The organism is Streptomyces sp. AM8-1-1, from assembly GCF_032229325.1.
GTDB lineage: Bacteria > Actinomycetota > Actinomycetes > Streptomycetales > Streptomycetaceae > Streptomyces > Streptomyces achmelvichensis.
The window spans coordinates 7,895,369-7,921,839 of record NZ_CP135086.1; the positions used below are offsets into that span (position 1 = coordinate 7,895,369).

23 protein-coding genes are annotated in these 26,471 nt (G+C 69.8%); 12 read left to right on the forward strand and 11 right to left on the reverse strand.

From position 1 onward, the window contains the following. Window positions 1-4 precede the first annotated feature (4 nt). Window positions 5-1,009, forward strand: a complete 1,005-nt coding sequence (locus RPQ07_RS35250; RefSeq protein WP_313948327.1) for a HEAT repeat domain-containing protein — start codon at window positions 5-7, stop codon at window positions 1,007-1,009. Between the two features lie 17 nt (window positions 1,010-1,026). Here RPQ07_RS35250 and RPQ07_RS35255 read toward each other — a convergent pair whose 3' ends face one another. Both RPQ07_RS35255 and RPQ07_RS35260 read right to left on the reverse strand, forming a co-directional pair. Next, window positions 1,027-1,938, reverse strand: coding sequence for a glutaminase (locus RPQ07_RS35255; protein ID WP_313948328.1), 912 nt, complete (start codon window positions 1,936-1,938; stop codon window positions 1,027-1,029). Window positions 1,939-2,153: 215 nt separating this feature from the next. Then, window positions 2,154-3,047, reverse strand: a complete 894-nt coding sequence (locus tag RPQ07_RS35260; protein WP_313948329.1) for a terpene synthase family protein — start codon at window positions 3,045-3,047, stop codon at window positions 2,154-2,156. Window positions 3,048-3,718: 671 nt separating this feature from the next. Between RPQ07_RS35260 and RPQ07_RS35265 the strand changes: the two genes are divergently transcribed. Further along, window positions 3,719-4,261, forward strand: coding sequence for an EF-hand domain-containing protein (locus RPQ07_RS35265; protein WP_313948330.1), 543 nt, complete (start codon window positions 3,719-3,721; stop codon window positions 4,259-4,261). Window positions 4,262-4,326: 65 nt separating this feature from the next. On the opposite strand, the gene RPQ07_RS35270 is transcribed toward RPQ07_RS35265, so the two are convergent. Beyond that, on the reverse strand, window positions 4,327-4,692 hold the full coding sequence (locus RPQ07_RS35270) for an SgcJ/EcaC family oxidoreductase (RefSeq protein WP_313948331.1): 366 nt from the start codon (window positions 4,690-4,692) through the stop codon (window positions 4,327-4,329). Between the two features lie 137 nt (window positions 4,693-4,829). On the opposite strand from RPQ07_RS35270, the gene RPQ07_RS35275 reads away from it, so the two are divergent. Together RPQ07_RS35275 and RPQ07_RS35280 are read left to right on the forward strand one after the other, a co-directional pair. Further along, on the forward strand, window positions 4,830-5,450 hold the full coding sequence (locus RPQ07_RS35275) for a TetR/AcrR family transcriptional regulator (RefSeq protein WP_313948332.1): 621 nt from the start codon (window positions 4,830-4,832) through the stop codon (window positions 5,448-5,450). Between the two features lie 182 nt (window positions 5,451-5,632). Next, window positions 5,633-6,457, forward strand: a complete 825-nt coding sequence (locus RPQ07_RS35280) for an enoyl-CoA hydratase/isomerase family protein (RefSeq protein WP_313948333.1) — start codon at window positions 5,633-5,635, stop codon at window positions 6,455-6,457. A gap of 56 nt (window positions 6,458-6,513) precedes the next feature. Here RPQ07_RS35280 and RPQ07_RS35285 read toward each other — a convergent pair whose 3' ends face one another. Then, the gene (locus RPQ07_RS35285) at window positions 6,514-7,227 is read right to left on the reverse strand and encodes an SDR family NAD(P)-dependent oxidoreductase (RefSeq protein ID WP_313948334.1); all 714 of its coding nucleotides are present in this window, start codon (window positions 7,225-7,227) and stop codon (window positions 6,514-6,516) included. A 393-nt stretch (window positions 7,228-7,620) separates the two neighbouring features. Between RPQ07_RS35285 and RPQ07_RS35290 the strand changes: the two genes are divergently transcribed. Next, complete coding sequence (locus RPQ07_RS35290; RefSeq protein WP_313948335.1) at window positions 7,621-7,923, forward strand: muconolactone Delta-isomerase family protein; 303 nt, start codon at window positions 7,621-7,623, stop codon at window positions 7,921-7,923. Window positions 7,924-8,126: 203 nt separating this feature from the next. On the opposite strand, the gene RPQ07_RS35295 is transcribed toward RPQ07_RS35290, so the two are convergent. Next, on the reverse strand, window positions 8,127-10,484 hold the full coding sequence (locus RPQ07_RS35295; protein ID WP_313948336.1) for an acyl-CoA dehydrogenase: 2,358 nt from the start codon (window positions 10,482-10,484) through the stop codon (window positions 8,127-8,129). 433 nt (window positions 10,485-10,917) lie between these two features. Between RPQ07_RS35295 and RPQ07_RS35300 the strand changes: the two genes are divergently transcribed. The 3 genes from RPQ07_RS35300 (at window position 10,918) to RPQ07_RS35310 (ending at window position 15,034) form a co-directional block, all read left to right on the forward strand. Next, on the forward strand, window positions 10,918-11,592 hold the full coding sequence (locus RPQ07_RS35300; protein WP_313948337.1) for a ScbR family autoregulator-binding transcription factor: 675 nt from the start codon (window positions 10,918-10,920) through the stop codon (window positions 11,590-11,592). Window positions 11,593-12,819: 1,227 nt separating this feature from the next. After that, complete coding sequence (locus RPQ07_RS35305) at window positions 12,820-14,055, forward strand: cytochrome P450 (RefSeq protein WP_313948338.1); 1,236 nt, start codon at window positions 12,820-12,822, stop codon at window positions 14,053-14,055. Window positions 14,056-14,392: 337 nt separating this feature from the next. Continuing rightward, the gene (locus RPQ07_RS35310; protein ID WP_313948339.1) at window positions 14,393-15,034 is read left to right on the forward strand and encodes a ScbR family autoregulator-binding transcription factor; all 642 of its coding nucleotides are present in this window, start codon (window positions 14,393-14,395) and stop codon (window positions 15,032-15,034) included. A gap of 403 nt (window positions 15,035-15,437) precedes the next feature. On the opposite strand, the gene RPQ07_RS35315 is transcribed toward RPQ07_RS35310, so the two are convergent. Continuing rightward, entirely contained in the window at window positions 15,438-16,091 is a 654-nt protein-coding gene (locus RPQ07_RS35315) for a ScbR family autoregulator-binding transcription factor (protein WP_313948340.1), read from the reverse strand. Window positions 16,092-16,445: 354 nt separating this feature from the next. On the opposite strand from RPQ07_RS35315, the gene RPQ07_RS35320 reads away from it, so the two are divergent. Then, window positions 16,446-17,276 (forward strand): AfsR/SARP family transcriptional regulator, encoded by an 831-nt coding sequence (locus RPQ07_RS35320; protein WP_313948341.1) that lies wholly within the window; start codon window positions 16,446-16,448, stop codon window positions 17,274-17,276. 419 nt (window positions 17,277-17,695) lie between these two features. Here RPQ07_RS35320 and RPQ07_RS35325 read toward each other — a convergent pair whose 3' ends face one another. Continuing rightward, window positions 17,696-18,544 (reverse strand): hypothetical protein, encoded by an 849-nt coding sequence (locus RPQ07_RS35325; RefSeq protein ID WP_313948342.1) that lies wholly within the window; start codon window positions 18,542-18,544, stop codon window positions 17,696-17,698. A gap of 381 nt (window positions 18,545-18,925) precedes the next feature. Between RPQ07_RS35325 and RPQ07_RS35330 the strand changes: the two genes are divergently transcribed. Continuing rightward, window positions 18,926-19,549 (forward strand): hypothetical protein, encoded by a 624-nt coding sequence (locus tag RPQ07_RS35330; protein ID WP_313948343.1) that lies wholly within the window; start codon window positions 18,926-18,928, stop codon window positions 19,547-19,549. A 165-nt stretch (window positions 19,550-19,714) separates the two neighbouring features. Here the strand turns inward: RPQ07_RS35330 and RPQ07_RS35335 are convergent, their stop codons facing one another. Then, a complete protein-coding gene (locus tag RPQ07_RS35335) occupies window positions 19,715-20,761 on the reverse strand; it encodes an AfsR/SARP family transcriptional regulator (RefSeq protein ID WP_313948344.1) in 1,047 nt (348 codons plus the stop codon). Next, window positions 20,758-21,498, reverse strand: coding sequence for a thioesterase II family protein (locus RPQ07_RS35340; protein ID WP_313948345.1), 741 nt, complete (start codon window positions 21,496-21,498; stop codon window positions 20,758-20,760). The genes RPQ07_RS35335 and RPQ07_RS35340 overlap by 4 nt, the downstream gene beginning before the upstream one ends. A gap of 313 nt (window positions 21,499-21,811) precedes the next feature. Here RPQ07_RS35340 and RPQ07_RS35345 point away from each other — a divergent pair, with 313 nt between their 5' ends. Next, window positions 21,812-22,633 carry an AfsR/SARP family transcriptional regulator gene (locus tag RPQ07_RS35345; protein ID WP_313948346.1) on the forward strand — a complete coding sequence of 274 codons (822 nt, stop codon included), beginning with the start codon at window positions 21,812-21,814 and terminating at the stop codon, window positions 22,631-22,633. 121 nt (window positions 22,634-22,754) lie between these two features. Here the strand turns inward: RPQ07_RS35345 and RPQ07_RS35350 are convergent, their stop codons facing one another. Next, window positions 22,755-23,198, reverse strand: coding sequence for a nuclear transport factor 2 family protein (locus RPQ07_RS35350; protein ID WP_313948347.1), 444 nt, complete (start codon window positions 23,196-23,198; stop codon window positions 22,755-22,757). A 165-nt stretch (window positions 23,199-23,363) separates the two neighbouring features. Here RPQ07_RS35350 and RPQ07_RS35355 point away from each other — a divergent pair, with 165 nt between their 5' ends. Continuing rightward, window positions 23,364-24,326: an aromatase/cyclase gene (locus RPQ07_RS35355; RefSeq protein ID WP_313948348.1), complete on the forward strand. Its 963-nt coding sequence runs from the start codon at window positions 23,364-23,366 to the stop codon at window positions 24,324-24,326. A 92-nt stretch (window positions 24,327-24,418) separates the two neighbouring features. Here the strand turns inward: RPQ07_RS35355 and cimA are convergent, their stop codons facing one another. Next, window positions 24,419-26,059: a citramalate synthase gene (cimA, locus tag RPQ07_RS35360; RefSeq protein WP_313948349.1), complete on the reverse strand. Its 1,641-nt coding sequence runs from the start codon at window positions 26,057-26,059 to the stop codon at window positions 24,419-24,421. Between the last annotated feature and the right edge of the window lie 412 nt (window positions 26,060-26,471).

Sequence of the window (26,471 nt, forward strand, 5' to 3'; positions counted from 1 at the left end):
GGCAGTGTTGATCGGTGATGTGGCACGACGGTCCGGGGTCAGCGCCCGCATGCTCAGGCACTACGACTCTCTCGGTCTGGTGCGGCCCACGCAGCGCACCGAGTCCGGCTACCGGGAGTACTCCGGCGAGGACATCCGGCGGATCTTCCACATCGAGAGCCTGCGGTCGTTGGGTCTGTCGCTGCGCGAAGTCCGCAGCGCACTGGACGATCCCGGCTTCCGGCCCACGGAGCTCGTCGACGACCTCATCCGCCAGACGCGAGAACGCATCGCCGGCGAGACGGCTTTGCTCACGCGACTGCGTCGGATCGGTGCCGCGGAACCCGCCGAATGGGAGGACGTCCTGCAGATCGTCGCGCTGCTCCAGGCCCTGGGGTCGGAAAGCGCGGGGAAGCGTCAGCGCGCGGCCCTGTCCTCGGTGGACGAGGTGTCCTTTCCGGTGGAGGCGCTGGTCGATGCGGTGTTGAGCGAGACGGATCCGCACGTCGCCGGAGCCCTTCGATGGGCTCTGGCGCACTCGGGGGACAGCGTTGTGGCCCTGCTGGCGGAGGGCCTGGATTCACCGGTCGCCGACGTACGAAAGCGTGCCGTGCAGTCCATCGCCGAGTTTCCGGACGAGGACGCGAGCGCGCTTCTGCGGGACGCCCTCACGAACTCCGACGTCGTGGTCCGCAGGTATGCCGCTCTGGCGCTCGGAGCACGAGGGGTGGCCGAGGCCGTCCCGACACTCATCGACATGATCATCGCGGGGGTACATGACGTCGAAGCCGCCGATGCACTCGGTGCGTTGGCGAGTCGTCCTGCGTCGGCGGAGCAGATCGCTTCCAGGCTCGTCGGCCGTCTCGCCCCAGGGGCCCTGGAACCGGCCGCTCGCCGACGGCTGACGCAAGCGCTCGCGGACGTCCCGGGGACCACGACGTCAGATGCCCTCGTCGATCTGTCCCGCGACGAGGACCGTGCCGTGGCACTCACCGCGACCTACCTGCTCACGCTGCGCAGCGCCCCGTAGCGGTCGGGGCCCGCGCGTCAGAAGACCGAGAGCCCGGTCAGGGTCGTGAAGCGGTCCAGCGCCGCGACACCCGCGACCGAGTTGCCGCGCGCGTCCAGGCCGGGGCTCCACACACAGATGGTGCAGTGCCCCGGCACGACGGCGACGATCCCGCCGCCGACTCCGCTCTTGCCCGGCAGCCCCACCCGGTACGCGAACTCGCCGGCGGCGTCGTAGGTACCGCACGTGAGCATCACCGCGTTGATCTGCTTGGCCCCGCTGCGGGTGAGCAGCCGGGTGTTGTCGGCGCGCAGGCCGTGCCGGGCGAGGAAACGGCAGGCGAGCGCCAGATCGCCGCAGCTCATCTCGATCGAGCACTGCCGGAAGTAGTGTTCGAGGAGGGTGGGGACGGGGTTGGCGATGTTGCCGTAGCTGGCCATGAAGTGGGCCAGTGCGGCGTTGCGGTCGCCGAATTCCGACTCGGACCGGGCGACCTGTGCGTCGAACCCCAGTTCCGGATTGCCGCTCTCCTGCCGCAGGAACTCGAGGAGTTCGTTGCCGGCGTCCCCGTTCAGCGTCAGCAACTGGTCGGTGACCACGAGGGCGCCTGCGTTGATGAACGGATTACGCGGGATGCCGTTCTCGTACTCCAGCTGGACCAGAGAGTTGAACGCATTGCCCGAGGGTTCGCGGCCGACGCGCGCCCAGAGACCGTCCCCTCCTTGAGCGAGCGCCAGCGCCAGCGTGAAGACCTTGGTGATCGACTGGGTGGAGAAGGGCCGCTGCCAGTCCCCGATGCCGTGGACGGTGCCGTCCACCTCGGCGATGGCCATACCGAACTGGCTCGGGTCGACACTCGCCAGAACCGGGATGTATTCGGCGGGCCGGCCGCCGCCGACCTGCGGCGCGATGTCCTGAACGATCTGTTCCAGGACGGCTCGGTAGTCCATGGGGAGCCCTATCGCGGCCTGGCGGCCCGGTGGGGCGCCGCCGCTCTGGGCACACCGGTGGTGCGGGGGAGGGGCTCGATATCGCTGAGGAGAGGCACGCGCACATTCTGCACCGCTGGGGTGCGAAGGCGCGCTGACCACCGGCGGGGACGAGAGCCTGTGCCGGTGTGCGCGGGGGCGGTCGCCGCAACCGGGGCGACCCGTCCCTGCCGGCCCTATGCCCTGGCGTAGCGCTGTGTCTCCCTGCTCCAGGCGTCGTTGCCGCTGATCCAGCACCGGAGGGTCGAGAGGTGGTGAGCGAGGTGTGGTGCTTGTTCGGGGAGTCCGTAGCGCGGGGGCAGGGTCGTGGACATGGCTTCGAGGCGCAGGAATGTCTCGATGAGCTGGTCGTGGCTGCGTTCGAGGTGCGCGATGGCTTCCGGGGCGGTCATACCGTGCCGGCGGATCAGCGCGACGGCCTGATTGCTGGACTCTCCCTGGCGCAGGTCCTTGGACAGGGAATACGCGTCGTTCTGGACGACGACGATGTCCGCGCAGACCTTGCGGAGCTCGTGCACGGTCTCGCTGAGAACCAGGGGAAAGGCCACCTCATGCTGTTCTGCGGTCTCGCCGAAAGCGAGTGAGGGCCGGATGCCGATCGCGTCCCGGCGGACCTCGACGAGATGCTCCATGTCCGGCTCCTGGCCGCTGCGCCGGATGATGGCCTCGAGGATGTAGGAGTACAGGTACTTGGCCGTGTCCGCGGCGAACCGGTTCTGCCAGGTGGCCGACATGCCCATACGGCTGCGCCCGCAGAGGTCGGCGAAGGCACGCAGGAGCGGAGGGGCTGAGGCGGGTAGCGCCGCCCATTCGCCGTGGACGAACCGAATCATGGGGCGGACGACGTCTCTGACCGCCGCCGGGTCCTCGCCGAGGGGTCCGTCGAACCAGTCGTCGAACGGAAAGAACCAGAACATCCAGTCCGAGACCAGTTGGGCGCCGAGACCCCGAGCGTCAGGATGTGCGTATCCGGCGAGCCGGTCGAACCGTGGTGCGTCGAGCCGTCGGACTTCCTCCTCGGTGGTGACGATCCCGAGCGCCGTCGCCCACCGGAGACTGTTCCGGCGCATCTCCTCCACCCCGGGATTCAGTCGCGCCGGCCACGGGATGGTGAAGTGCGGACCATCCCGTGGCCGGCGCGGCACGTGGCCCTTCGAAGCTGGAGGACGCCACGGCCGGGGAGGTCATGGCGAACGCGACGCGTGCACCGGAGGTGCCCAGCCCGTTGGGCCGACCCGGGACACGGCTGTGGGGCACGGACACAGAGCAGCCCTCCTGTCGTTCGTGGGACACGTCGGCAGGTGTGTGCACCCGCGAGCCGTCTCCTCCAGGTGGCGCGAAGGGGGCCGCCTGCACACAGCAGGTTCGCGGAGACGGAACGCCGACCGACGGGCGCCGCCGCACAAACAACTCGATCGGATGAGAACGGTTCGCCCTCGACCACGACCTGTTTCGGGCCCCGCCTCCTCCGCGCACAACGGTCGGGGGAACCCATGCCGTTGGCCGGAAGGGGCAGCACCCTGACGGCACATCGGGCACGGCCGCTGCAGGAACCGGCCTCGCACAGGGCGGCGTTCATCGAATCGCAGGCCGTCCTCGGCACGGGGCGGCGGTGACCGTTCGCCCATATGTGCCCGTGGGAGCGTGGCTGCACCCGTCCTACAGTGATGTGCAGTCCGCCACCTTTTGGGGCGGTTGCCGACAGTTCATGGTTCGGTTCGGCGTGGGGAAGGGGCTGCACATGGCCAGCGCGTTTCAGGAGCGCAAGCTCAAGGGGATGTTCGCCGCATTCGACGCGGACGGCGACGGCTTTCTGCGCGAGGAGGACTTCAGGGCGCTCGTCGCCCGTTGGAGCCGGCTGCCGGGCGTAGACCCCGGGACGGACCTGCAGGCAAGGGTGACGACGCTGCTCATGGGGTGGTGGGCGGCGCTGCGGGAGACGGGGGACAGGAACGGGGACGGCGCGGTCGACATGGACGACCTGCTGTCGCTCGTCGACAAACTGCCCGCCATGGCCGGGGACGTCACCGCGACCGCCGACACCGTCTTCGACGCGGTGGACGCCGATGGCGACGGCCGGATCTGCGCCGAAGAACATCGCCGGCTCGTCGAGACCTGGACCGGTCGGCCTCTGGACGCATCCGGTGTCTTCGAGTTGCTCGACCTGAACCGCGACGGCCACCTCAGCCGCGAGGAGTTTGCGCTGTTGTGGCGTCAGTACTGGATGAGCGACGACCCGGGGGAGCCGGGCAACTGGCTCTGCGGCCGCTTCGCGACCGGGTAGTCAGCGGTCTCGCGACCGAGCGGCCGCGACGGCGTCGTTGGTTCCACCATCCGCGCGGCACGGGGTCAGTGCTCGGTGATGACCCGGGAGACGTGGTACTGGCGGATCCGCCAGGTCCCGCCGTCGCGCTGGAGGGTCAGCGACATGTGTACCGGAGCCTGCCAGCCGTCGTCACCGCGGAAGGTGACGTCCGCAAACCCTCCGGCCACCTGATCGCCGATCTCGTAGGTGTGGAGGATCGTCACATCGGCGCTTCGGTCGCGGGCGACGGCCTCGTAGTAGTCCCGTACGGACTCGCGACCGGAGAGGACTTCAGGTCCGAAGCCCTGGAAGAGGGCGTCGGGGGTGAAGAGGTCCGCCATGACGTCCGGCCGGTGGCCGTCGAAGGCGGACTTCCACTGCTTCAGCACCGCGTACATCGGGTTGCTCATCGTGGTGGCTCCTGTCTCTCGTGGGGCGGGGTGGATCATGCGGTACCGAGCGACGACTCTCCGCAACCGCACGGGTTCTCCCCGCATATAGTCGACCGGTCTATTAAAACTAGACGAGCGGTCGTATACTTGCAAGCATGGGACGCACGAGCGACGCCAAAGAGAAGATCATCAGTGCCGCGCAGACACTCATCGAGCTGCGCGGATACTCGGCGTTGGGCGTGGCCGAGATCTGCAAGACGGCCGGAGTACCCAAGGGCAGCTTCTACTACTTCTTCGAGTCCAAAGAGGCTCTCGCGCTGACGGTCATCGACGAGCACTGGGCCGCTCAGCAGCGCGACTGGACCCGCATCCTGAACAGCGATGCGGAACCCCTGCAGCGGCTGCGCCGGCTCTTCCAGGAGACCGAGGCCGCTCAGCTCGCCGGTCAGCAGACCTGCGGCACTGTCTCCGGATGCCTCTTCGGGAACCTCACCCTCGAGATGAGCAACCAGACCGAGGCCATCCGCAAGCGTCTGCAGGAGATCTTCGACGCCCAGGTCGACATGGTCGAGTCGGTCATCGCCGAGGCTCTTGAGCGGGGTGAGGTCGCGGTCGCCGATACCCATGACGCTGCTCGGTCCGTCGTCGCGCAGCTCGAGGGGCAGGTGCTGTTCGCGAAGCTCTACAACAACACCTCCCAGCTCAGCGTCCTCTGGGCGAACTGCCTGGCCCTGCTGGGTGCTCGGGTCCCGCGGGAGGAAGCAGCCCGCGCGTAACCTCTGCGGGCTCGACGCCGATCGGAGTCGAGCCGAAGCGTTACCCCGAGGGGGTCGCGTCGCACGGGAAGCTGCCTCGCCGGGCATCAGGCGGTGGGGTGGGTGGCGCAGATGCGTCTGCTGCCTGCCGCTCACGGCCTGTCGCGGTGACCGGCGTATTCCTCGACCCTAGGGTCGGCGCCATGAGCGATGAGCAGCAGTTTCATGTGGACGAAGTGTCGCCCTCCTACTGGAAGGTGACCTTCGAGAACGGCCCCATCAACCTCATCGACGTGGACACCGTCGAGCAGCTCGCCGCTCTGGTGACGCGTGTCGAGCAGGCCGATGAGTTGACCGTCGTCGTCTTCCAGAGCGCCAACCCCGACTTCTTCATGGCTCACTGGGACTTCACGGCCGACACGGCGCGAGTGAGCGCGATGCGGGCCGGGTCCACCGGGCTGCACCCGTACGCGGACAACCTCATCCGCCTCAGCACCGTCCCGGCCGTGACGATCTCCGCGATCAATGGCCGTGTCCGGGGAGCGGGAAGCGAGTTCGTCCTGGCCACGGACATCCGTTTCGCAGGGCCCCGGGCCGTCCTGGGGCAGTTCGAGGTGGGGGTGGGCTCTGTGCCCGGGGGCAATCCGATGGGGCGCCTCGCCCGGCTGGTGGGCCGGGGGAGAGCGATGGAGATCGTCCTGGGGGCGGACGACTTCCCGGCTGAACTCGCCGCCCGGTACGGCTACGTCAACCGAGTCCTTCCCGACGGAGAGCTGGATGGCTTCGTCGACGCGTTCGCCCGCCGTATCGAAGGGTTCGACAAGGTCGCCGTTTCCGAGACCAAGAGCGTGGTGAACGCGGCCACGCACATTCCGCACGACGAGTTCGCGTCCAGCCTGTCCGGCTTCTTCCGCACGTCAGGGCGCCCGGAGAACGCCGATCATGTGCGGAGCCTGTTCCGGCGTGGCCTGCAGACGCCGGGAGGCGCGGAACTCGACCTGGGCAAGCAGGTCGCGGAACGAGGCTGAGTGCGTCGGCGGCGCTGCACCTGTCCCCCTCCCCGTTCCGGTCCGCTGCCCCGGGCTCAGTGCCCGGCGCTCTGGCCGCCGTCGACGTGCAGGATCTCACCGGTGACGAACGGAGCGTTCTCCAGGTAGACCACGGCGTCGGCGATGTCGCTGACTTCACCCATGCGCCCCACCGGGTGCATGGCGGCGAGTGTCTCGTGGGTGCTCTCGGGGTGCATGGGGGTCTTGATGGTGCCCAGAGCGACCGCGTTGGACCGGATGCCGCGGCCGGCGTACTCGATGGCGAGCGACTTGGTCGCGGACTGCAGGCCGCCCTTGGTCAGCGAGGCCAGTACGGAGGGCACGTTCGCGTTCGCGTGGTCGACGAGGCTGGTGGTGATCTGCACGATGTGGCCGCCTCCCTGCTCGAGCATGTGCGGGATCGCGAGTTGGCTGATCCGGAAGAATCCCGCCAGGTTCAGCCCGAGCACCGTGTCGTAGTCCTCCTCGGTGTAGTCGGTGAAGGGCTTGGCTATGAAGACGCCGGCATTGTTGACCAGGGTGTCGATGCGGCCGAACCGGGCCACGCCCTCCGCGATGACGCGCTCGGCTGTGGCGCGATCGGAGATGTCGCCCCGGACGGTGAGCACCCCCGGATCGTCGGACTCGGCGATGCTGCGTGAGGTGGCGACGACCGAGTGGCCGAGCTTGCGGTACGCGGTGACCAGACCGGCTCCGATGCCCTGCGATGCGCCGGTGATGACGGCGACCTTCTGAGACTGTGCACTCATGATCAGTTTCTCCGATGTGGTGGTTGTCTGCCGGTCCTGAGTTATTGTCGACCGGTCGTCTATATGACAGTAGATGACCGGTCGACAAAAATCAAAGAGTAGGCTGGTGGTCTTGGGGCGGGGGTGTCGGTCAGATCGGCCGCGTGTGCATTCCCGATGGCGGCGGGGCCCTTCAGCTCGTCCCGCGAGTGCAGCGGCCGGCACCGGCTGACTGCCCCCAGTGACGAGTCGCGCGGCGGAACACCGGGATGCCGCTCACGGCGACGGTCGACTCCGTCGGCCGTCCTCGCCGTGGTGCAGCCAGGTCCGCACACCGCTCGATCGCGTCACGACCGTCCCTCTCCGGTGTACGCGGAATCCCGCGGCGCCTCCCGCAGAGCAGGAGAAGAAGACATGAACGAGTTCCTGGTCGAGCTCACCACTCACATCCCCGAGGGCACAGAGCCGGCGGAGGTGGATCGCCGGCGCGCAGAGGAATCCGGGCGTGCCCGGGAGCTTGCCGCCGCGGGCCACCTGGTACGGCTGTGGCGCCCGGTGGGTGAGCTGCGCAGCATCGGCCTGTGGCGAGCGGCGGACGAGGCCGAGTTGCGCGAGAAGGTTCTCGGCACTTTGCCGCTCTGGCCGTGGATGACCCCGGTGATCACTGCGGTGACGTCCCACCCGAACGACCCGGGCACGTCGGATCCCGCGCAGTAGAACGCACCTGCACTGCGCGCCGAGGTGAACCTGGTGCTTCCGTCCTCATCCGCTGTGTGGTGCGGATTGCGCTGAAGCGGCGAGCCTTCTCGGTACGCGTCGTCGGCCGGCGTCGTGGATGCGGCGGGCGCCGATAGGGCCTTGGACGGTCGACCGACCGTCCAAGGCCCTATCAGTGAGCAGCTGGTGCGGTACCGCCCTCGTCAGCCGGCGGGGTGGGTGAGAGGGGTGGCGGGCTGGGTGTGCTGGGGGGTGTTGAAGGCCTGGGTGAGGGTGGGGAGGTGGGGGGTGAGCGCCGTGTGGAGGGCGTTGAGGGTGTGGGGGAGTTGGTCGAGGTGCTCGGGGGTGAGGTGGTTGTGCGCCAGGAGATCGCCGGTGTGGGGGCGGAGTTGGTTGAGGGCGAACAGTTGGTGGAGGGTGGTGAGGAGGTGGTGGGTGGTCGGGTGGGTGGTGCGGGTGGCGGCAGCGTGGAGGGCTTCGGCCGCGTGGCGTTGCGTGTGGGTTTCGATCATCGTCAGCGCGGGCGTGCTGGTGGTGTTCCAGCGGGCGAGGGGGTTGCCGCGGGGGCTCGTGCGGGCGGCGGTACGGGCGCGCTGGGTCCAGAGAGTCTGTGCGTGGGCGAGAAGGTTGTGGAGGAAGGCGGGGTCGGTGAGTTGCTGGTGGGCGACGGTGGGGTCGGTCGCCTGAGCGGGGTCGATGGCGGGGGTGACGGGGGTGGTCCGGGGCGTGGGGTGGAAGAGGGTCTCGGCGGCGGCCTTGGTCCAGATGACGAGGTTGTCGCCTTCGGCGGTGATGGTGCCTTCGATATTGGTGTGCAGATCGGCGAGGCGGTTGTGCGCGAAGAGGCCCTGGGCACCGCAGCGTTCACGGGCCTCGGTGATGATGTCGCGGGCCTGCCAGGTGGACCAGGCCTTGGTGAGGGCGACGAGCCGTTCGGTGTCGGGGTCGTTCGGGGTGCGGGTGTGGGCGGTGAGTGTCTCGCGGTGGAGGAAGGTCATCGCATAGGTGGTGGCAAGGGCATCGGTGAGGCGGCCGCTGTGTGTGCGGTGGGCGGCAAGGGGGATGCGTTCGCCGGCCTTCGGGCCGCTGATGTGACGGGTGTGGGCGTGGCGGACGGCGATGTCGAGGGCGGTGCGCGCGGCACCGATGGCGGCGGCGCTCATGCAGAGTTTGCCGGTGGTGACGCGGGCGATGGAGTGGAGGAGTCGCTTGCGTCGGCTCGTGACATTGCTGCTGAGGGTGTCGTCGGGCGTGAGGTGGCCGTGGGGGGCCTGGAGCAGAGCGGTACGGGGGAGCGGGACATGGTCGAAGGAGGTGATGCAGTGGTCGACAGGGCTGCCGAGGCGTTCGGGAAGGAGGGTGACGGTAATGCCGGGGAGGTGGCCGGCGGCATCGCTGAGGGGGACGAGAAAGAGATAGACGCCATGGTCGGTGTCGCCGGTGACGAGGCGGGCGGCGACAAGCGCGGTCTTGGGGCCGCCGGTGGTGCTGGTGTTGGGCATGAACTTGCGGGCGCCGGGGGTCGGGGTGTGGAGATCGAATCGGCCGGTTGCCGGGTCGAGGGTGGCCGTGGTCTCGATTGCCGTGACGTCGTTGCCGTGGTCGAGCTCGGTGCACAGGAAGGTGCCGGTGTGCTGGAGTGAGGTGTAAGGGGTGAGGTCGCGGGTGTGACCGTCGTGGTCGAGGATGCTGCCCAGGAACAAGTTGTAGTGGATGCCGCTGATGGTGCACAGGCCGCTGTCGGTGAAGCCGGTCCACTCGTGCAGGGCGGCCAGGCGGCGGGGGTCGTGGGCAAGGGCCTCGGGGTCGCCGGCGACCTCGTTGACCAACCGCAGTCGTTGGTAGGACAGTTCGGTGCGTTCCTGGGGGGTGAGGCCGGTGCGGTAGGTGAAAGCCTCACTGTCCACCAGGGCACGCCAGGGTTCGTGGACGGTGTCACCGTCCTTCTCGTCGAAGAGGAGGTGGGCCAGTTCACCGGCGGCCAGTGCGGCCGCCACCGACCCGGCCGGGTCCTCCGCGCCCCCCGAGACCTGCTCCGGTACGTCGGTCGGGCTTGCCGCTCGCGCCGTCTCCTGCACCGACGGCTCCTGCACCGCCTGCGCAGTGCGTATCTGTGGGGAGTCCTGGGCGGTACGGCTTCGCGCGGCGCGGGGCAACTCCTGTACCTGGCCCGGTCCTTGCGCGGTGGCCTTCTTCGCCGCCCGGATCAACGCCTTTGCTCTGCAGGGCTCCTGTGTGCGGCTCTGGGCTGTCGGATTCTTCCCGATGACGATCGGCTGCTGCGCCGCAGTGGGCTCCTGAGAGGCACGAGCGCGCTCCTGGACCTTGCGCGTGGGCTCCTGGACCGCACGGTCCTGCACGGCGCGGTCCTGCACGGTGAAGGTCAGTTCCGGCACTGCCCGCTCCCCCCGCTCCTGCACGGCGGCGCGGGTGGGCGTCGTGGCGGGCTTGACGGGTACGGACTGATCCGCGTCGGCTACGGCCGCGGATGAGGCGGTGCCGGCTGTTTTGGCGTCTTGGTCGGTGGTGGGCTTTTCCTTGTGGAACGTGAGCACTGTCATGCTCAGCACCTTCTCCCCCGTGAATGGCCCTATAAGGGTGGGCCTCAGGCCACACAAGATACGTACCAACCGGTTTCTAATTCAAGGCCTGTTGACGGGTTCTTGACGGCCCGCCAGGCCGGTTGAAGTCGGAGTGTGATCGTCCGGTGGAGGGCGGCTGCGGGTGGCCGGAACGGCTCTGACGTGCAGTCTTGATGTCCAGGGCGGGGTCTGTCGCGGGGCGCGGGGAAGCTGATTGGGTCTTGAAAGAAACCGATGCCCCGGTTTTATGTGGAGGCGGAACCGTCGGTTTCTGTGGCCCTCAGGGGTCTGCTCGCCGGTTTTTGGGTACAGAGAGCATCGGTTGTTTGCCCTCTTGCCTACGGAGCGTCACTGGGTGGTACCATACGAACCCTACGGTTTCTTTTCTGGTAGGGGGTACGGGAGGTGTGTGGTGGCGCAGCAGGAGCGGGCGATCCGGACGCGGGAGAAGATTCTTGTCGCCGCGGCTGAGGTGTTCGACGAGGTGGGGTACGACGGCGCGACCATCTCGGAGATTCTGAAGCGGTCGGGCGTGACGAAGGGGGCGCTCTACTTCCACTTCACGTCGAAGGACGAACTGGCGCAGGCGGTGCTGACGAATCAGCTGGCGTCGGTTCCGCCGGTGCCACGGCAGGAGTTGACGCTGCAGGAAGGGCTGGACGAGGCCTTGCTGCTGGCGTACATGCTCGGCAAGGGCGATCCCATGGTGCGGGGGAGCGTGCGCCTGACGGTGGATCAGGGAGCCCCGCAGGACGGTCTGGACCGGCGGGTGCCGATGCAGGGGTGGATCGATCACAATGCGGAGCTGCTCCAGCGGGCGAAGGAGGGCGGAGAGTTGCTGCCGCATGTGGATGTGGCGGCGGCGGCCCGGATGTTCGTGGGAGCGTTCACCGGCGTGCAGATCCTGTCGAAGATCATGACGGGCCATGCGGACATGTCGGAGCGGGTCACGGACCTGCAGCAGCATCTGATGGCGGCGATCGCCGTGCCTGGGGTGCTGGTGCGGCTGGACTTCGCACCGGATCGCGGGGCGCGGGTGTACGAGGCGGCGATGCGACAGCAGTGGGCGCGGCCCGCGTCGGCCTGACCCTACTGGTAGTTCTCCGACCCAACACGTGGTCAGACCCTTTGTCGGCCCTGGCGTCTGTGTCTGCCCGGTTCCACCGGGCGGGGCGACGCCAGGGCCGCCCCCTTTTCCTTGTGGCGCTGTGACGCTGCGACCCATGAGGTCCTTGCCGGCTTGTGCGATCGTGGCCGGCGCGGTCGGTTACCGGCGCCTCGGGCTGGTGAGATGAACCAGGTCGTGTGAGCGTTGCCTCCTACCGCTTCGCTGCCGACCCGATCCTCCTGACCTCGCACCGGTTCCTTTCGGGCAGGAGGCGCGGCCGGGGAGCAGGGCCGGGAGCGCCCGCCTCTGATTCACCGGATGCCTATGCGTGGGGGCGTACAGGCCGACAGTAGACCAGCACGTTCATCCCTGGCTGTGCTTCGCCGGGTACGCGACTCGTGGACTTGCGGCGCGGCGGGTGCCCGGCTGCTGCGCGGTGCTGTGAGGTTGTGGGATGAGGGGGGGTCGGCGTGGGGTGCCGGGCCGAGTTCGGCCGTGCGCCGACGGCCGTGGGCCTGGTCGGCGTGCCGCCACCTCCGGCCGTATGCGGAAGGTGGCATCTCCCTTTCGCGTGAGGGTTTGCAGCGGGGTGTGAGGGGCTTGTGGGGCAGGGCTTGTGCGGGGAAGCTGGATCGGACGCGCGTGCGCACCGGGTGAACTCGGTTGCTGGTCAAGGGGGTTGACCCATGCGCGGAAACGAGGACGGGGCCGACAGGGGGTTGGGAGCAGGGGGGCGGGGGTTTGGTCCTGGTGGATCCGTGAACTCGGCCCCGGCGGCGCGGCAGAGCTGTCCGCGGGTCGCGTGGGGACCGGCACGGGACCGGGATGGTTTTCGGAGGCTTGGAGCGAGATCGCAGCCGTGACGAGCGGCGGCGGGGTTCCGGCGTCGACCGGTGGGCCGGAGGTGTTCCGGTTCTGGGGTCGTGCGGGGTGCGCCGGTCGGGCCGGAGTCGTGTCGTGGGGCTCCGCGGGGCGAGCGCCGAAGTCCTGGGCGTGAACGGGGAGTAGGCGCCGGAGAGACGGGTGGCACGGCGCTCGGTGCAGGGGACCGTGGTCGGGCGCTGCACGAGGCCGCCCGAGCAGGGTGCGGCCTCTGAGTGCCGGGCCGGTGGACAGGGCTGCGTGCCGGCGACGGCGCACGAAGGTGTGTGTGTTCGGTGGGTCCGGATGTATCTGACGAATTCTGACGAACGAGGGAGAGCTCTGATGGAAGCGATTTCTTGCCCCTATGCGCTGGATGTTTCGGGGCGCGATCTGAACGGTGAAGCCGCGCGATTGCGGGAGGAGGGCCCGGCGGTCCAGGTGGAGCTGCCGGGCGGTGTCGTGGCGTGGGCGGTGGTGCGCCAGGACTGTGTGGAACGGTTGTTGATCGATCCGCGGGTGTCGAAGGATGCGCGGCAGCACTGGCCGGCGTTTCGGGAGGGGCGGATCACGGCGGAGTGGCCGTTGTATCCGTGGGTGGCGAACGAGAACATGCTGTTCGCCTACGGGGAGCAGCACACGCGGTTGCGGCGCTTGGTGGCGGGTGCGTTCACGGTTCGGCGCAGTGAGGCGTTGCGGCCGCGGGTGGAGGCGATCACTGCCGAGCTGATGGACGATCTTGCGGCGGTGCCGGCGGGTGAGGTGGTGGATCTCCGGGCGTCGTTCGCGGAGTTGCTGCCGATGCGGGTGATCTGCGAGCTGTTCGGCGTGGAGCAGGGTGAGGCGACGAGCGCCTTGTGCGCGGCGATGCACACCGTCTTCAGCACCACGGTCAGTGCGCAGGAGATGGAAGCGGCCAGCTTGCAGTCGTTCGGTCTGCTGTCGGATCTGGTCGCGGCGAAGCGGAAGCAGCCGGGCGACGATCTGACGTCGTCGCTGATCGAGGTGCACGACCAGGGCGGCGGGTTGTCCGAGCAGGAACTGCTGGGCACGTTGTATCTGATGCTGGCCGGCGGGCAGGACACCACCTGCACCCTGATCACCAATGCGGTCGGTGCGCTGCTGGCCAACCCGGACCAGCTCACTCATGTGCGGGAGGGCCGGGCCGGCTGGGAGGACGTGGTCGACGAGACGATGCGGTTGCACACCCCCGGCGCCTATTCACCGATGCGGTTCGCGGTGGAAGATATTGATCTTGATGGTGTTCTGATCCCCAAGGGGGATCCCATTCTGGTCAACTTCGCCGCAGGCGGGCGCGACCCGGGGCGGCACGGTGAGCGGGCGGGGGAGTTCGACGTACTGCGCACCGGCCGTGACCTGCTGGGCTTCGGGCATGGTGTGCACCGCTGCATGGGGGTGCCGTTGGCGACCATCGAGGCGACCACGGCTTTCGCGGCGCTGTTCGCCCGGTTCCCCGACGTGGCGCTCGCCGTCCCGGTGGGTGAGCTGCGGCCCATGGAGACGTTCCTGATGAATGGCTACGGTTCGTTGCCTGTTGTGCTGCGGCCTGCTGTGGCCTGATCTGCCGGCCCGGCCGGGCCGCCGCCGTTGAACTCCGCAAGCCTGCACTAGGCTTGCGGAGTTCGTCATTCCGGATGCGGGACGGATCTGCTTCGGATGCGGGATGTCGGGTCCTCGCCTGCCCACACTAGAAACCGCCTTAGCGGTTTGTTATTGTATGGGGCATGGAGAATGGTCTGTGGGGTGCGCGTTCCTGCCCGTGCCCAGGCGTGTGCTCGTCGCTGGTCGGATCTGGTTGCCGGTTCGGCGGCGAGTGCGGGGTGCCGGGTCCTGCGCTGGTCGCTTGCGTGGCCCGTTGCCCGTCCCCTTGTTCCTGCCATGTTGCCGGGGTGCGTTGATGGCTGTGCAGGAGCGCGCGGTGCGTACGCGCAATGCCTTGATCGTGTCTGCTGCGGAGCTGTTCGACCGGGACGGTTTCGAGGTGGCGTCGTTGTCCATGATCAGTGCTCGGGCGGGAGTGAGCAGTGGGGCGTTGCACTTCCATTTCTCCAGCAAAGCGGCGTTGGCGGACGCGGTGGGCCAAGAGGCGGCGCAGCGCCTGGAGGTGATCACCTGTCAGCGAGGGGACGGCGGGTTGCAGGTGTTGATCGATGCCACTCATGCGCTGGTGCGGGCCCTGGGTCGTGATGCGGTGCTGCGGGCGGGGTTCGGTCTGAGTGACCGCGCGGAGCGTGACCAGGTAGGTGCGGGTCTGCGCCGCGTGTGGCAGGAGTGGGTGGAGGGCGTCCTGGTGCGGGCGGACGGGCAGGGTGTGCTGGCCAGTGGTCCGTCGGTGCGCGATGCCGTCACGGCGGTGGTGGCTGTTACCGCGGGCCTGGAGACCCTGGGCCGTCAGGATGCGAGCTGGCTCTCGCAGGCTCCTCTCACCCGGTTCTGGGGACTGCTGCTGCCCCGTCTTGCCGCCGCTTCCTGCCTCGAGACCCTGGTGGCTTCCGGTACTTGCGCCCCCACGGCCACCGCGACGGCATCCGCCCCGTAGTGAGCGCGGCTGCCGCCTGCCGGCTCAGGCCCGTACTCCCGTACTTCCGTACTCCCGTCGCCCGGCGGTCTTGCCTGCGGCCTGTCGCCCGGAGGTCTGTGACCGCGACGCCGCCATGGCGGGCCGGGCCCCGGCGCCACGCCCGCTGTCGCGTCGCGGACCGCACCGGACGCCTTCCGTATGTCGATCCGTGCCCCGCCGTGCCGGTCGCTCTGCCCCTGCTCGGCTCCTTGTCGCCCCTGTCAGCACCCCGCCGTCCCGCGCGACCTCATCCTTCGGTGGCGTCCCCTCGCGGCCGGCATGGGCCGGTGGTAGCGCTGGGCGTCGCGCACATCCTGCGAGGGATGGCCGGGATGGCCGGGATGGCCTGCGGCGGGTCGATCCGCCTGCGAGCGGCATCTGTTCACTGTGGGTGGGGTGGGCGTGGAGTGCCGGTGCCGGCCGCTCGGAGGGCGGGGAGGGTGGTGGGGGTGGCCAGGCAGCGCAAGGCGAGTTCCCACCAGTTGGTCAGTGTTTCGTGGGACAGCCAGGTGGCGTCGTGTCGGGCGAGTGTTTCGAGGCCGGTGGTGGCTGCGACGATGGAGGCGGCTGTCTCGTGGGGGATCGCCGCTTCGGTGAGCAGGTTGTGGCGGGCTGCTTCGGTGAGCTGCTGCTGGACATATGTCTGCCACTGGCCGCACAGGTCCTGTCCGCCGTGGTGGGAGATGGTGCGCGTCTGTTCGCAGCTGAGCCGGTAGCCGGCGCGTGCGACGACATCGGTGCGTAGCTGCTCGGCGAGGGCGTGCGAGGTGTCGGTGAGCCGCTGCAGCGCGTTCATACCGGACCGGCGGGTGGCCACTCCGGCCGCGCGCCGCAGCCGCATCCCCGCCGATGCCTGTACCGCGCGGGCCAGTGCTGCCTTGTTCTCGAAGTGGAAGTGCAGCGCGCCGGGGCTGACCCCGGCATCCGCGCTGATCTGCGCCAGGCGCGCCTGGACGTACCCGTGCCGCTGGAACGCCTCCGCCGCGGAATGGACCAGTGCCCGGCGGGTGCGCACGGCGCGTTCCTGTTGCTTCACCGCTGACTCCTCACGACTCGGGATGCCATATTAAACCAACCTCGCGGTTTCCTTCCAGGCCGCCCTGCGCTGCCTGTCGATCGTTCGCCTGCCTCGGATGCGTTCTCCGGCAAGGCGCATTTCCCTTCCCTGGCCTGCTGTTCAGGCCGGGTTTCCCCTTCCGTCGAGGTGGTCGGCGACTGTAGGAGTGTTCAAGAGTGACCGGGAGGTGGATGGAAACAGCACGGACGGTCGGGGATTGACAAACCGCCCGTCCCGTTTTTTACTCGTGGTGCCGAGAGTCAGGCTCTGCCGCAGCCCTCGGACGACCGGCGTGGCTACTCATGCGCGACATACACGGACAGGGGATACGGCGTGGATATCGAGGTATTGGGCGGGCTGGCCGTCACGGAGAACGGGGTCCCGGTGACGCCGACGGCCCCGAAACCGCGTCAGGTGCTGGCTCTGCTGGCCCTGCACGCCGACCAGGTGGTGCCGGTGGCGATGCTGATCGAGGAACTGTGGGGCGAGCGGCCGCCGCGCAGCGCCCGGACCACGTTGCAGACCTACATCCTGCAGCTGCGAGAGCTGATCGCCGGCGCGCTGGCACACGATCCGCAGGGGAGCGTGCCACGGACGGCAAAGGATGTGCTGCGCACCCTGCCGGGCGGCTACTTCCTGCAGACTTCGGGTGGTGCCAGTGATGTCCGTGAGTTCGAGCGGCTGGCCGGGATGGGCTACCGGGCCATGGACGCCGACGACTTCGCGGGTGCGGCGCGTCGGCTGCGGGAGGCGCTGACGCTGTGGAGCGGTGCCGCGCTGGTCGACATCCAGCCCGGCCCTCAGCTGGAGATGGAGATCCGCCGGCTCGAGGAGAGCCGGCTGTGCGCGCTCTACCAGCGCATCGAGGCGGACCTGCGGCTCGGCCGGCACCGTGAACTCGTGGGTGAACTCACCGTCCTCGTCAGCCGCTACCGCACCCACGAGAACCTGCACGGCCAGTTCATGCTCGCCCTGCACCGCTCCGGACGCCGCGGTGAGGCGCTCGACGTCTACCAGCGGCTGCGCAACAGCCTGGTCCGCGACCTCGGCCTGGAACCCTCCACCGCCCTGCGCCGGCTCCAGCGCTCCATCCTCATGACCGGCCCCGACACCATCCTTGAGGCGCCCGCACCCGCCGCCCAGCGCCTCACCCGCACCGGCTGACCGCGCAGGGCCGGCCGGGTCCCTTCCTGCCCAGGCACCGGCCGGCCCCCTCACTCCTGCCGCGCCCGCCCTCACGTCGTGCACCCCCCACCGGGCCCCAACCCGGCCCGCCCTCCAGGGCCCTGCACCACCGGGCCACACCGGCAGCTCCCATCCCACGGGCTGCACCGGCCGACCAGCGCACCCGCCACGGCACGCACCGGGCCCGCCCCGAAGAGACCCTTCGCGGCGGGCCTGTCGCATCCCATCCGGGGGACCGACCACATGCCGTTCCCGAGGTGTCGACGGTCACGCATGTCCCCACGATCTACCTGATCGGCGTCACGCAATTCCCCACCCGCACGGTCACGCTTCCCCATCGGAATGGCGGTTGCGAGTGGATGCCCAACGGCAGGGACCGAGCCCGCCTCTCCTGCTGTTCACATGAACCGCAGGTCGACCGGCGGCCATGGGTAGCCCAGTTGCTCGGCATCATGCGAACCTCCCCAGACCTCGGCGGTGGCACGGGGATCGCCTGCGGTCAGCTGTGCTTCAAGGTGCTCGGCCTGGTCTGATGGGTCGTCCTCGGAGATCGGGAGAGTCATCCCGAACTGGATCCAGGGCAGATCTGTATCGGGCCCGTCAGGGGGGTGCATCAGGATGACGTGGATTCGGTCGGGTTGCTTGCGGGAGGCCCAGACGCCTTCCAACTCGCACTCCCACCGGAGGAGCCAGTCTCCGCGTCCCCTCAGCCCCGCCTCAAGCAGCCGCGCAACTGCTCCGGCCGGCCACTCCCAGCTGCGGTCCTCTCCGGCTCGCAGGACTTCGGCCTCGTATTGAGCTGCGGTGAACCGAAGCTCCGGCAGGGCGACGTCCTGATTGGCCAGGTCGCGCCAGCCCGCCCAGACAACATGATCCCCGTCACGCGTGACCGTCATGTACAGGGCACCACAGCACTCCTCCGCGCCGCACCCGGACCAAGCGAGACGAACCTCGTGGGGTGTTGTGGTGGCATGCAACGGCCCGTCCCGGTCCAACAGATACCGGGGGCCTACTCCCAGGTACCGGGAGCCTCCCACGCCGCCGGGGAGCACATCAGACAGAAGATCCTGGCCATTGACGATCGGGCGGACCTCCACGCCGTCTTCGTCGGGCGGTGGGCACACGATGCTCAGGCTGAGAAGGTCCGGTTGCATGGTCATCGGCCAATGGCCGTGGAGCCGGCCACAGCTGTCATGTGAATTCGCGTGGCCCTGCTCGGGTCGGTAGTTCGGGCTGCTGTCAGGCACGCCGCCCTCCGGACACCCCTCCGGAACGTCGGGATGACAGCCTGGGGAATCACATGATCGTAGCCCTGGGGAATTGCGTGACCGTCCACACGAGGTGACGGAATGCGCTGAGTGACATCGGCCGGGTGGGAGCCGCCCCCGGGTCGTCAAGCCTCCGCACGGTCGCGTGATGTGATGTCTCCTGCCCGTTCAGGGCGGGCGCGCGGGCACCATGCGATGGATACGGGGACGGGACAGCGGTAAGGGGGCGCCATGTCGAACGGGCAGGACGACATTCCCGGGACGGCCTCCCGTACCCCACAGGTGCTGACACGCGTCTGGACCCGAGAGTCAGCCCGAGCGCGGCAGCTCCTGGCTGCCGGAGCATGGCGTCCCACCGATATGGATGCCGAAGCGGCGGCCCGCGTACTGGCCCGCCTCAACGCGCCGCTGCCCGCCCGCGCGGCCGGCAGCGTACGAGCGCGGGCCACGGACCGGGACCGACGGCTCCAACGGATCTGGCGCACCACGGTCCATCACCTCGACGCAGGTGCCGTCAGTGCGCCGGCCGCCGCCCTTCTGGCCGCTGTCGCTCGCGCCCTCCTGCCTTGGTACGCCACCCCGAACCCGCCTCCTGCCGCGGCAGCTCCGCACTACCTGGTTCCTCAGGACGGGGCGGACGGCCCGCTGCTCCCGCCGACCGAAGCGGGCGAAGCTCTGCTACCCGACCTGACCGCGCTGTTCGCCGCCCTGGCCGCCCCGCGTTCGTCCGGGACCGCTGCGCTCACGCCACCCGCTGTGCCGTGGGAGGTCCAGTACACGGGTCGATTCCGGCACTACGGCAGGCCCGTCCACGACGTGTGGACGGCCGACACCTTCCACTGCCCTGGGTGCGGGCGTGCGGACGGTCCTTGGACAGTGGCCTGCGACTGGCACCTGATCACGCTGGGCTGCTCGTGCGGGCATGCGACCCACGAGCACGACCTCACCTTCTCCGAAGTCTGGCTCCTTCTGCCGGATTCGTGAGTGAGAGCCGCCATCGACCGCTCGGGCAGACCCGGGTGCTTCACGTAGTCGGTCGACACTCGCCTGCCGGTTGCAGCGCTCGCTCACAGCACGGGCACCGGTCGCGGTGGTGGTTCCTGCCGGGCTCTGCCTGCCCCGCTCTCGGGCGACGGTGTGGGCCGGACGTCAGGAGGCGTGGAGCTGGTGAGCGGTGAGGGTGTCGAAGCGGTGCAGCAGCGCGCGTTGCTGGCGGTCGAGTTCGTCGATGCGCTGCTGGAGGCGTGCGATCTCGCTGTCCAGGTGCGGCTGTTGCGGCCCCGCGTCCGGAGCGGTGCCGGTGCCGTGGGGGGTGGACAGACCGGGGGACTGGCGGAGGATGGCCTGCATCCGGGCGTGGAGTGCGGGTCCGGGTTCGATGCCGAGGCTGCTCACCAGGCTGCGGCGTGCGCGTTCGTAGACGCCCAGGGCTTCAGCCTGGCGGCCGCTGCGGTAGAGGGCGACCATCAGCAGGTCGTAGAAGCGTTCCCGCAGGGGGTGGCCGGCCGTGAGCCGTTCCAGCTCGCCGGTGATCTCGCTGTGCCGGGCGCAGCGCAGTCGCAGCTCGTACAGGGCTTCCAGGGTGGTGAGACGTTGCTCCTCCAGCCGGTCGGCCTCCATGCTGCCGATCGGCCCGTACCGGCCGTCCTGCAGGGCGGGGCCGCGCCACAGGGACAGTGCCTGGTGCAGGAGGTCCCCGGCGCGATGCGGGTCGCCGGCCGCCACCGACCGGCTCTGTGCGCAGAGCAGATCGAAGTGCTGGACGTCGGTGGTGGCCCGGCCCAGGCTCAGCAGATACCCGGCCGGCAGGGTCGTGATCCTCGCCCGCCCCTCCTCGCCGGGGACGCGCTCCGGAGTGGGGGGTTCGGGCAGTAGCCGGCGCAGGCGGGCGACGTGGGCCTGCAGGGCGTTGGGCGCGTTCGCGGGGGGCTCGGTGCCCCACAGTTCTTCCACGAGCCGGTCGGTGCACAGCAGTTCACCGGCGTGCGAGACGAACGCGCCGAGCAGGGCCCGCTGTTTGGAGCCCGCGGGTACGACACTGGTGCCTGTGGGCCCGTCGTGGATGTCCACCGGCCCCAGCAGCCGGAACACCACACCCGCAGGCGTCTCCGCCCCGCGGGTCGCCGCTCCCGCCCAGGCCTGCGGCTCCGGTCCCGGCCCTGTGTCCGCGACGGGAGCGGGGGCTGGGCGGGTCATCGCAGGATCCCGGGTGCGGGCGGGGCGGGGAGGCTGAGGGCGTGGCGCAGGTCCCGGGTGATCTGTGCGGTCAGTGCGGTGGGGTCGTTCTGGAAGTAGAAGTGGCCGCCGTCGAACAGGTGCAGGCCGAGGAAGTGCCGGGACCGGGCGGCCCAGCCGGTGAGCCGGTCGGGCGGCGCGGTCGTGTCGTGGGTGCCGCCGTACACCGACAGCGGTACCGGCAGCGGTGCGGCGGCCGGGTCGGGGCGCCAGGTCTCCGCCACCCGCAGGTCGGCGCGGATGGCGGGGGCGAACAGGGCCCACAGTTCGGCGTCGTCGAGGACGGCGGGTGGGGTGCCGCCCATGGCGGCCAGTTCGCGGCGCAGTGCCGCGTCGTCGAGGAGGTGTCGGCCGGCCGCCTCGCCGCCGGGGCGGGGGGCGGTGCGCGCCGACAGGCCCACCCAACGGGGCAGGGTGCGGCCCTCGGCGAGCAGCCGGCGGGTCAGCTCATAGGCGACGACGCCGCCCATGCTGTGCCCGAACAGGGCGAAGGGGCCGGTGAGTTCGGGCCCCAGCTCGTGCAGGAAGTGTTCCACCAGCGCCGCGGTGTCCGCGACCGGCGGCCGCGCGTCGAGTGGCCCGCGGCCGGGTGCGTCGGGGGTGCGGACCTGCCAGCCGGCCGGGAAGTGGGCCGGCCAGTCGCGGTACATCAGATGCGAACCACCCGCGTGGTGGAACACGAACAGGCGCAGGCGCATGTCTCACTCCGTCGACGCTGTGGGTCAGGACAGTTGGACGATAGCTGCCGCCCGCATGCAATGCCGACCTGCGCGAGTCGTCTTCGAGGGGCCGTGAACCCATCCTCCAGCTCGCCACGCCAGGCCTCCACGAGGCCCCCGCTCTCGCCTTCCGCGGGAGGCGGCGGAACCCGGCTGTGGTGATCTCCGCGGTCTCTGGAGGGCCGCTCGAATGCGGGTCCAGAGACCGGGGGACAGGGCCCGCTGCCCGCTAGCGTCGTATCGGCCGAAGGATTCGAGCCACCGAGGAACTCGACCGGTAGGGGAGGAAACCGTGGAGATTAAGGTTCTGGGTCCGTTGCGTGTCGACGTCAACGGGGTCTCGATCGTTCCGACCGCGGGCAAGCCGCGCCAGCTGCTCGCCCTGTTCGCCTTCAATCCGGGCCGGATCGTGCCCGTGCACACGCTGATGGAAGAGCTCTGGAGAACGGAATTGCCCCAGAGTGCCCTGACCACCCTGCAGACCTATGTCCTGCAACTGCGCCGCCGACTGGGCACCGCGATGGGGCCCGATGCCCCCGGGGCGGCCAAGGAGGTCCTGGCCACCCGGCACGGCGGCTATCTGCTGCAGATCCCGCCGCAGGCGGTCGACGTGCACCGCTACGAGCATCTGGTGACCGGCGGCCAACAGGCCTTCGAACAGGGTGAGGACGACCGTGCGGCGAGCCTCCTGCGCGCCGCGCTCGACCTGTGGCAGGGCCCGGCTCTGGTGGATGTGCGGGCCGGTTCGGTCCTCGCGATCGAGGTCATGCGGCTGGAGGAGAGCCGGCTGGTCACCGTCGAGCGGCGGATCGACGCCGACCTGCGCCTGGGCCGGCACGGTGAACTCATCGCCGAACTACGTGACCTGATCACCCGGCACCCACGTCACGAGGGACTGCACTCCCAGGCCATGGTGGCGCTGTACCGGTCGGGCCGACAGGCCACCGCGCTGGACGTGTACCGCAGCCTCCGCGCCCGCTTGATCGAGGAACTGGGCGTCGAGCCCTCTCCGCAGCTCCAGCGGCTGCACCAGGCGATGCTCACTGTCGACCCGGCACTCGACCAGGTCAGTTCACCGCGGCGCACCTCCACCTACGGCCTCTACGCCGCCTGATCCCGCCGGCCGCCCGCCCTGCCGGACACGGACCGGCACGCCCGACACGGACCGGCTGCCCGCCCGCCTGCCGGAGTGCCCGGCCGGCGCCGGGAGGCCAGGGGGACCGAGGCGGGGCGGGTCAGGGGCAGGTGTGGTCGTCGTCGCGGGTCAGGAGCCGGTGCCGGATGCGCCACGTGTTGCCGGAGCGGACCAGGACGTCCTGCATCGCGCACACGTGCAGTCTGCCCGCCCTGTAGGCGAGCGCGCTGCAGCGGGTGGACAGGGTCCCGTCGGGCTGCGGATGGACCTCGAGCATGCCGATCCAGCGCCGGGTGCGGGCACCGGCCGTGTCCCGGCCCGCCGGACCCGAAGCCCGGGCGGCGAGGCGGGATCGGCCGCGTACCGGCCGGCCGGGCAGCGGGGCCACCAGGACGGCGTCCTCGGTGAACGTCTGCGCCCAGCGTTCGCCGTCCTGGGCGTCGGCGAGCTGCAACTGGTGCGCGTAGAACTGCTGGACCTGCGCGTACAGCAGGCCGAACTCCGCCGTCCGCGCGGCGGGTCGGGTGCGGATCTCGGTGGGCATGGTGCCTGCCTTTCCTCTTCCCCTCCCGGGGTGTTCACGGGGACAGGGCGAGTGTGCGGCGCGCGGGTCGAGCACTCTTCGAGGACTCCTCGAGCGCACCGGTCGACGGTGAAAGGCGCCGGGCGGGACCACGGTCGCCGGCCCAACAGCCTTGAGGAGAACGTGATGTCAGGTGAGCGCGTGCACCGTGCAGGGCATTCGGTCGAGGTGGCGTCACCGGCCGAAGCCGTCTACGAGCTGATCGCCGACGCGGTGCAGTGGCCGCTGCTGTTCCCGGCCACCGTCCACGTCGAGCCGCTGGACGCCGACGGACGTTCCCAGCGGCTGCGCATGTGGGAACGGGCCGATGGCCGCGTCGCCTGCCGACTGTCCCACCGGGTGCTGGACCCCCACCGGCGCCGGATCACCTTCCGCCGCCTCGACCCGCCCGCCCCGGCCGACAGCATGACCGGGATCTGGGGCGTGCAGGAACGCGACGGCGGCGGCAGCCTGCTGACCCTGCTGCACGAGTTCACCCTCCCCGGCGACCGGCCGGACGACGCCGCCCGCATCGCCCGCGCCACCGGTGAGGCCACCCGCACCGCGCTGGCCCGCCTGAAACACCTCGCCGAACACGCCGGCACCCGCAGTGCGCTGCAGCTGACCTTCGCGGACTCGTTGCGCGTCAACGGCCCCCCGGAGCTGGTGTACGACTTCCTGTACCGGGTCGGCGACTGGCCCCGTCTGGTGCCCCATGTGGAACGACTGGAGTGGGTGGAACAGGCGCCGGGCGTACAGGTGATGTCGATGGACACCCGCGCCGCGGGCGGGACGGTGCACACCACCGAGTCGGTACGGATGTGCTTCCCGCACGCCGGGCGGATCGTGCACAAACAGACCGCCCCGGCGGCCCTGGTCGCCGCCCACACGGGGGAGTGGTCGGTCCTGCCCGACGAGCGGGGGGTCACGGTCGTTGCCGAACAGCGGATGCTGCTCTGCGAACAGGCCGTACGCGACCTGCCGGGCGACGGCCCGGCCGCGTGTATCGCCCTCGCCCGCCGCCGCGTCCGCGAAGCAGTCGGCCGCCGGTCCACCGCCACCCTGCAACTCGCCAAACAGCACGCGGAGTCCGCAGTCCGCATGCTGTGACCGTCCCAGGCCGCAGACCCCCCAGCTCCGGGTGCGCCGGCCCGGCCCGGTAGGTGCGCCCCGGGCGGGCCGGCGGAGAACCGGGACCAGGGCTAGTACGCGGGTCCGGTTTCGGCTTCGATTCCGGCGCGCAACAGGCCGTAGCCGTAGGCGTCCTGAAGTGCCTGCAGAGAGGCGGTGATGATGTTGTCGGCGACGCCGACGGTGGTCCAGGCGCTGGTGCTGTCGGCAGTGGAGATCAGGACGCGGGTCCGGGATTCGGTGGTGTGCTCCCCGGCCAGGATGCGGACCGTGTAGTCGACCAGCTCCATCTTGGCGAGTTCGGGGTACGGGCCTTCCAGCGCCCGGCGCAGGGCCCGGTCCAGGGCGTTGACGGGGCCGTTGCCGTCGGCGGTGGCGACGATCCGCTCGCCCTTGGCCCACAGTTTCACCGTCGTCTCGTTGGCGTGGGTGCCGTCGGGGCGGTCCTCGGTGATGGCCCGCCAGGACTCGATGCGGAAGTAGCGGCGGGGTCGGCCCTCGGTTTCGGCGCGCAGCAGCAGTTCGAAGGATGCGTCGGCGGCTTCGTAGGTGTAGCCGGCGAGTTCGCGTTCCTTGACCCGCTGCACGACCCGGCCGATCAGTGCGCGGTCACCGCCGAGCTCGATGCCGAGTTCTTTGCCCTTCAGCTCGATGGACGCGCGTCCGGCCATGTCGGAGACGAGCATCCGCATGGTGTTGCCGACCTGCTCCGGGGCGATGTGCTGGTAGAGGTCCGGATCGACCTTGATCGCGGAGGCGTGCAGACCGGCCTTGTGCGCGAAGGCCGACACTCCGACGTAGGGCTGGTGGGTGGAGGGGGTGAGGTTGACGACCTCGGCGATGGCGTGCGAGATGCGGGTCATGTCCGTCAGCGCGCCTTCGGGCAGCACGCTCTTGCCGTACTTGAGCTCCAGCGCGGCGACGACGGGGAACAGGTTGGCGTTGCCGACCCGCTCGCCGTAACCATTGGCGGTGCACTGGACGTGGGTCGCGCCCGCGTCGACGGCCGCGAGGGTGTTCGCCACGGCGCAGCCGGTGTCGTCCTGGGCGTGGATACCGAGCCGGGCGCCGGTGTCGGCGATGACGGTGGAGACGACGGCCTGGATCTGGGCGGGCAGCATGCCGCCGTTCGTGTCGCACAGGACCACCACATCGGCGCCCGCCTCGGACGCCGTGCGCACGACGGACTTCGCGTAGGCGGGGTTGGCGCGGTAGCCGTCGAAGAAGTGCTCGCAGTCCACGAACACCCGCCGGCCCTGCTCGCGCAGGAAGGCGACGGTGTCGCGAACCATCTCGAGGTTCTCGTCCAGGGTGGTGCGCAGGGCCAGTTCCACATGCCGGTCGTGCGACTTGGCCACCAGACAGATCACCGGCGCGCCGGATTCGACAAGTGCTTTGACCTGCAAGTCGGTTGCCGCTTGCGCGCCGGGGCGGCGCGTGGCACCGAACGCGACCAGCTGCGCGTGCCGGAAGGTGATCTCCTGCGGGGCGCGGGCGAAGAACTCGGTGTCGCGCGGGTTGGCACCCGGCCAGCCGCCCTCGATGAAGCCCACACCGAACGCATCCAGGTGCCGGGCGATGGCCACCTTGTCCGCGACGGTGAGGTTGATGCCCTCACGCTGTGCGCCGTCGCGCAGCGTGGTGTCGAAGACATGGAAGGCGTCGTCGACGGAAGCGGCGTCGGCCTGCTTCCCCAATCTGGGTACTTCCATGGCGAGCTCCTCGTGCTCGTGTCCACTTCTGCCTCTTGGCACGCTACGCAGACACAGGGCATCGGCCCCGCTCCCTCCACCCGCCGTGGACGGGACCTCCAAGGGGCCTGATGACACCCTCGAGCCCGCGCCACCTGGCCTGAACGGTCGCTCACCTGGCTCAAACACCCTCCCACCTGGCCGGAAGGCAGGGGCTTCCTGGCCGGAATCGCCCGCTCCCTTCAGGACGTCGGCCCGTCCGGCCTGTCGGCCCTCCCCGGCCCTCCCGAGCCCCCCGGTTTGTCGGAACGCCCGGCCTGCCGGCCGACTCGGCCGGCGGAAAGCGCTCCCGACGGACCCGGCCCGCGCCGCGTCCGGACACAGCCCCTCGTGCACCTCACCCGTTCGCGTCCGCTTCTGCCGATCGGGTCGG

Coding starts and splice junctions, on each gene's coding strand:
- RPQ07_RS35255 (WP_313948328.1), bottom strand. CDS start 1,938: ATGGACTACCGAGCCGTCCTGGAACAGATCGTTCAGGACATCGCGCCG.
- RPQ07_RS35260 (WP_313948329.1), bottom strand. CDS start 3,047: ATGCGCCGGAACAGTCTCCGGTGGGCGACGGCGCTCGGGATCGTCACC.
- RPQ07_RS35265 (WP_313948330.1), top strand. CDS start 3,719: ATGGCCAGCGCGTTTCAGGAGCGCAAGCTCAAGGGGATGTTCGCCGCA.
- RPQ07_RS35270 (WP_313948331.1), bottom strand. CDS start 4,692: ATGAGCAACCCGATGTACGCGGTGCTGAAGCAGTGGAAGTCCGCCTTC.
- RPQ07_RS35275 (WP_313948332.1), top strand. CDS start 4,830: ATGGGACGCACGAGCGACGCCAAAGAGAAGATCATCAGTGCCGCGCAG.
- RPQ07_RS35280 (WP_313948333.1), top strand. CDS start 5,633: ATGAGCGATGAGCAGCAGTTTCATGTGGACGAAGTGTCGCCCTCCTAC.
- RPQ07_RS35285 (WP_313948334.1), bottom strand. CDS start 7,227: ATGAGTGCACAGTCTCAGAAGGTCGCCGTCATCACCGGCGCATCGCAG.
- RPQ07_RS35290 (WP_313948335.1), top strand. CDS start 7,621: ATGAACGAGTTCCTGGTCGAGCTCACCACTCACATCCCCGAGGGCACA.
- RPQ07_RS35295 (WP_313948336.1), bottom strand. CDS start 10,484: ATGACAGTGCTCACGTTCCACAAGGAAAAGCCCACCACCGACCAAGAC.
- RPQ07_RS35305 (WP_313948338.1), top strand. CDS start 12,820: ATGGAAGCGATTTCTTGCCCCTATGCGCTGGATGTTTCGGGGCGCGAT.
- RPQ07_RS35310 (WP_313948339.1), top strand. CDS start 14,393: ATGGCTGTGCAGGAGCGCGCGGTGCGTACGCGCAATGCCTTGATCGTG.
- RPQ07_RS35330 (WP_313948343.1), top strand. CDS start 18,926: ATGGATGCCGAAGCGGCGGCCCGCGTACTGGCCCGCCTCAACGCGCCG.
- RPQ07_RS35335 (WP_313948344.1), bottom strand. CDS start 20,761: ATGACCCGCCCAGCCCCCGCTCCCGTCGCGGACACAGGGCCGGGACCG.
- RPQ07_RS35340 (WP_313948345.1), bottom strand. CDS start 21,498: ATGCGCCTGCGCCTGTTCGTGTTCCACCACGCGGGTGGTTCGCATCTG.
- RPQ07_RS35350 (WP_313948347.1), bottom strand. CDS start 23,198: ATGCCCACCGAGATCCGCACCCGACCCGCCGCGCGGACGGCGGAGTTC.
- RPQ07_RS35355 (WP_313948348.1), top strand. CDS start 23,364: ATGTCAGGTGAGCGCGTGCACCGTGCAGGGCATTCGGTCGAGGTGGCG.
- cimA (WP_313948349.1), bottom strand. CDS start 26,059: ATGGAAGTACCCAGATTGGGGAAGCAGGCCGACGCCGCTTCCGTCGAC.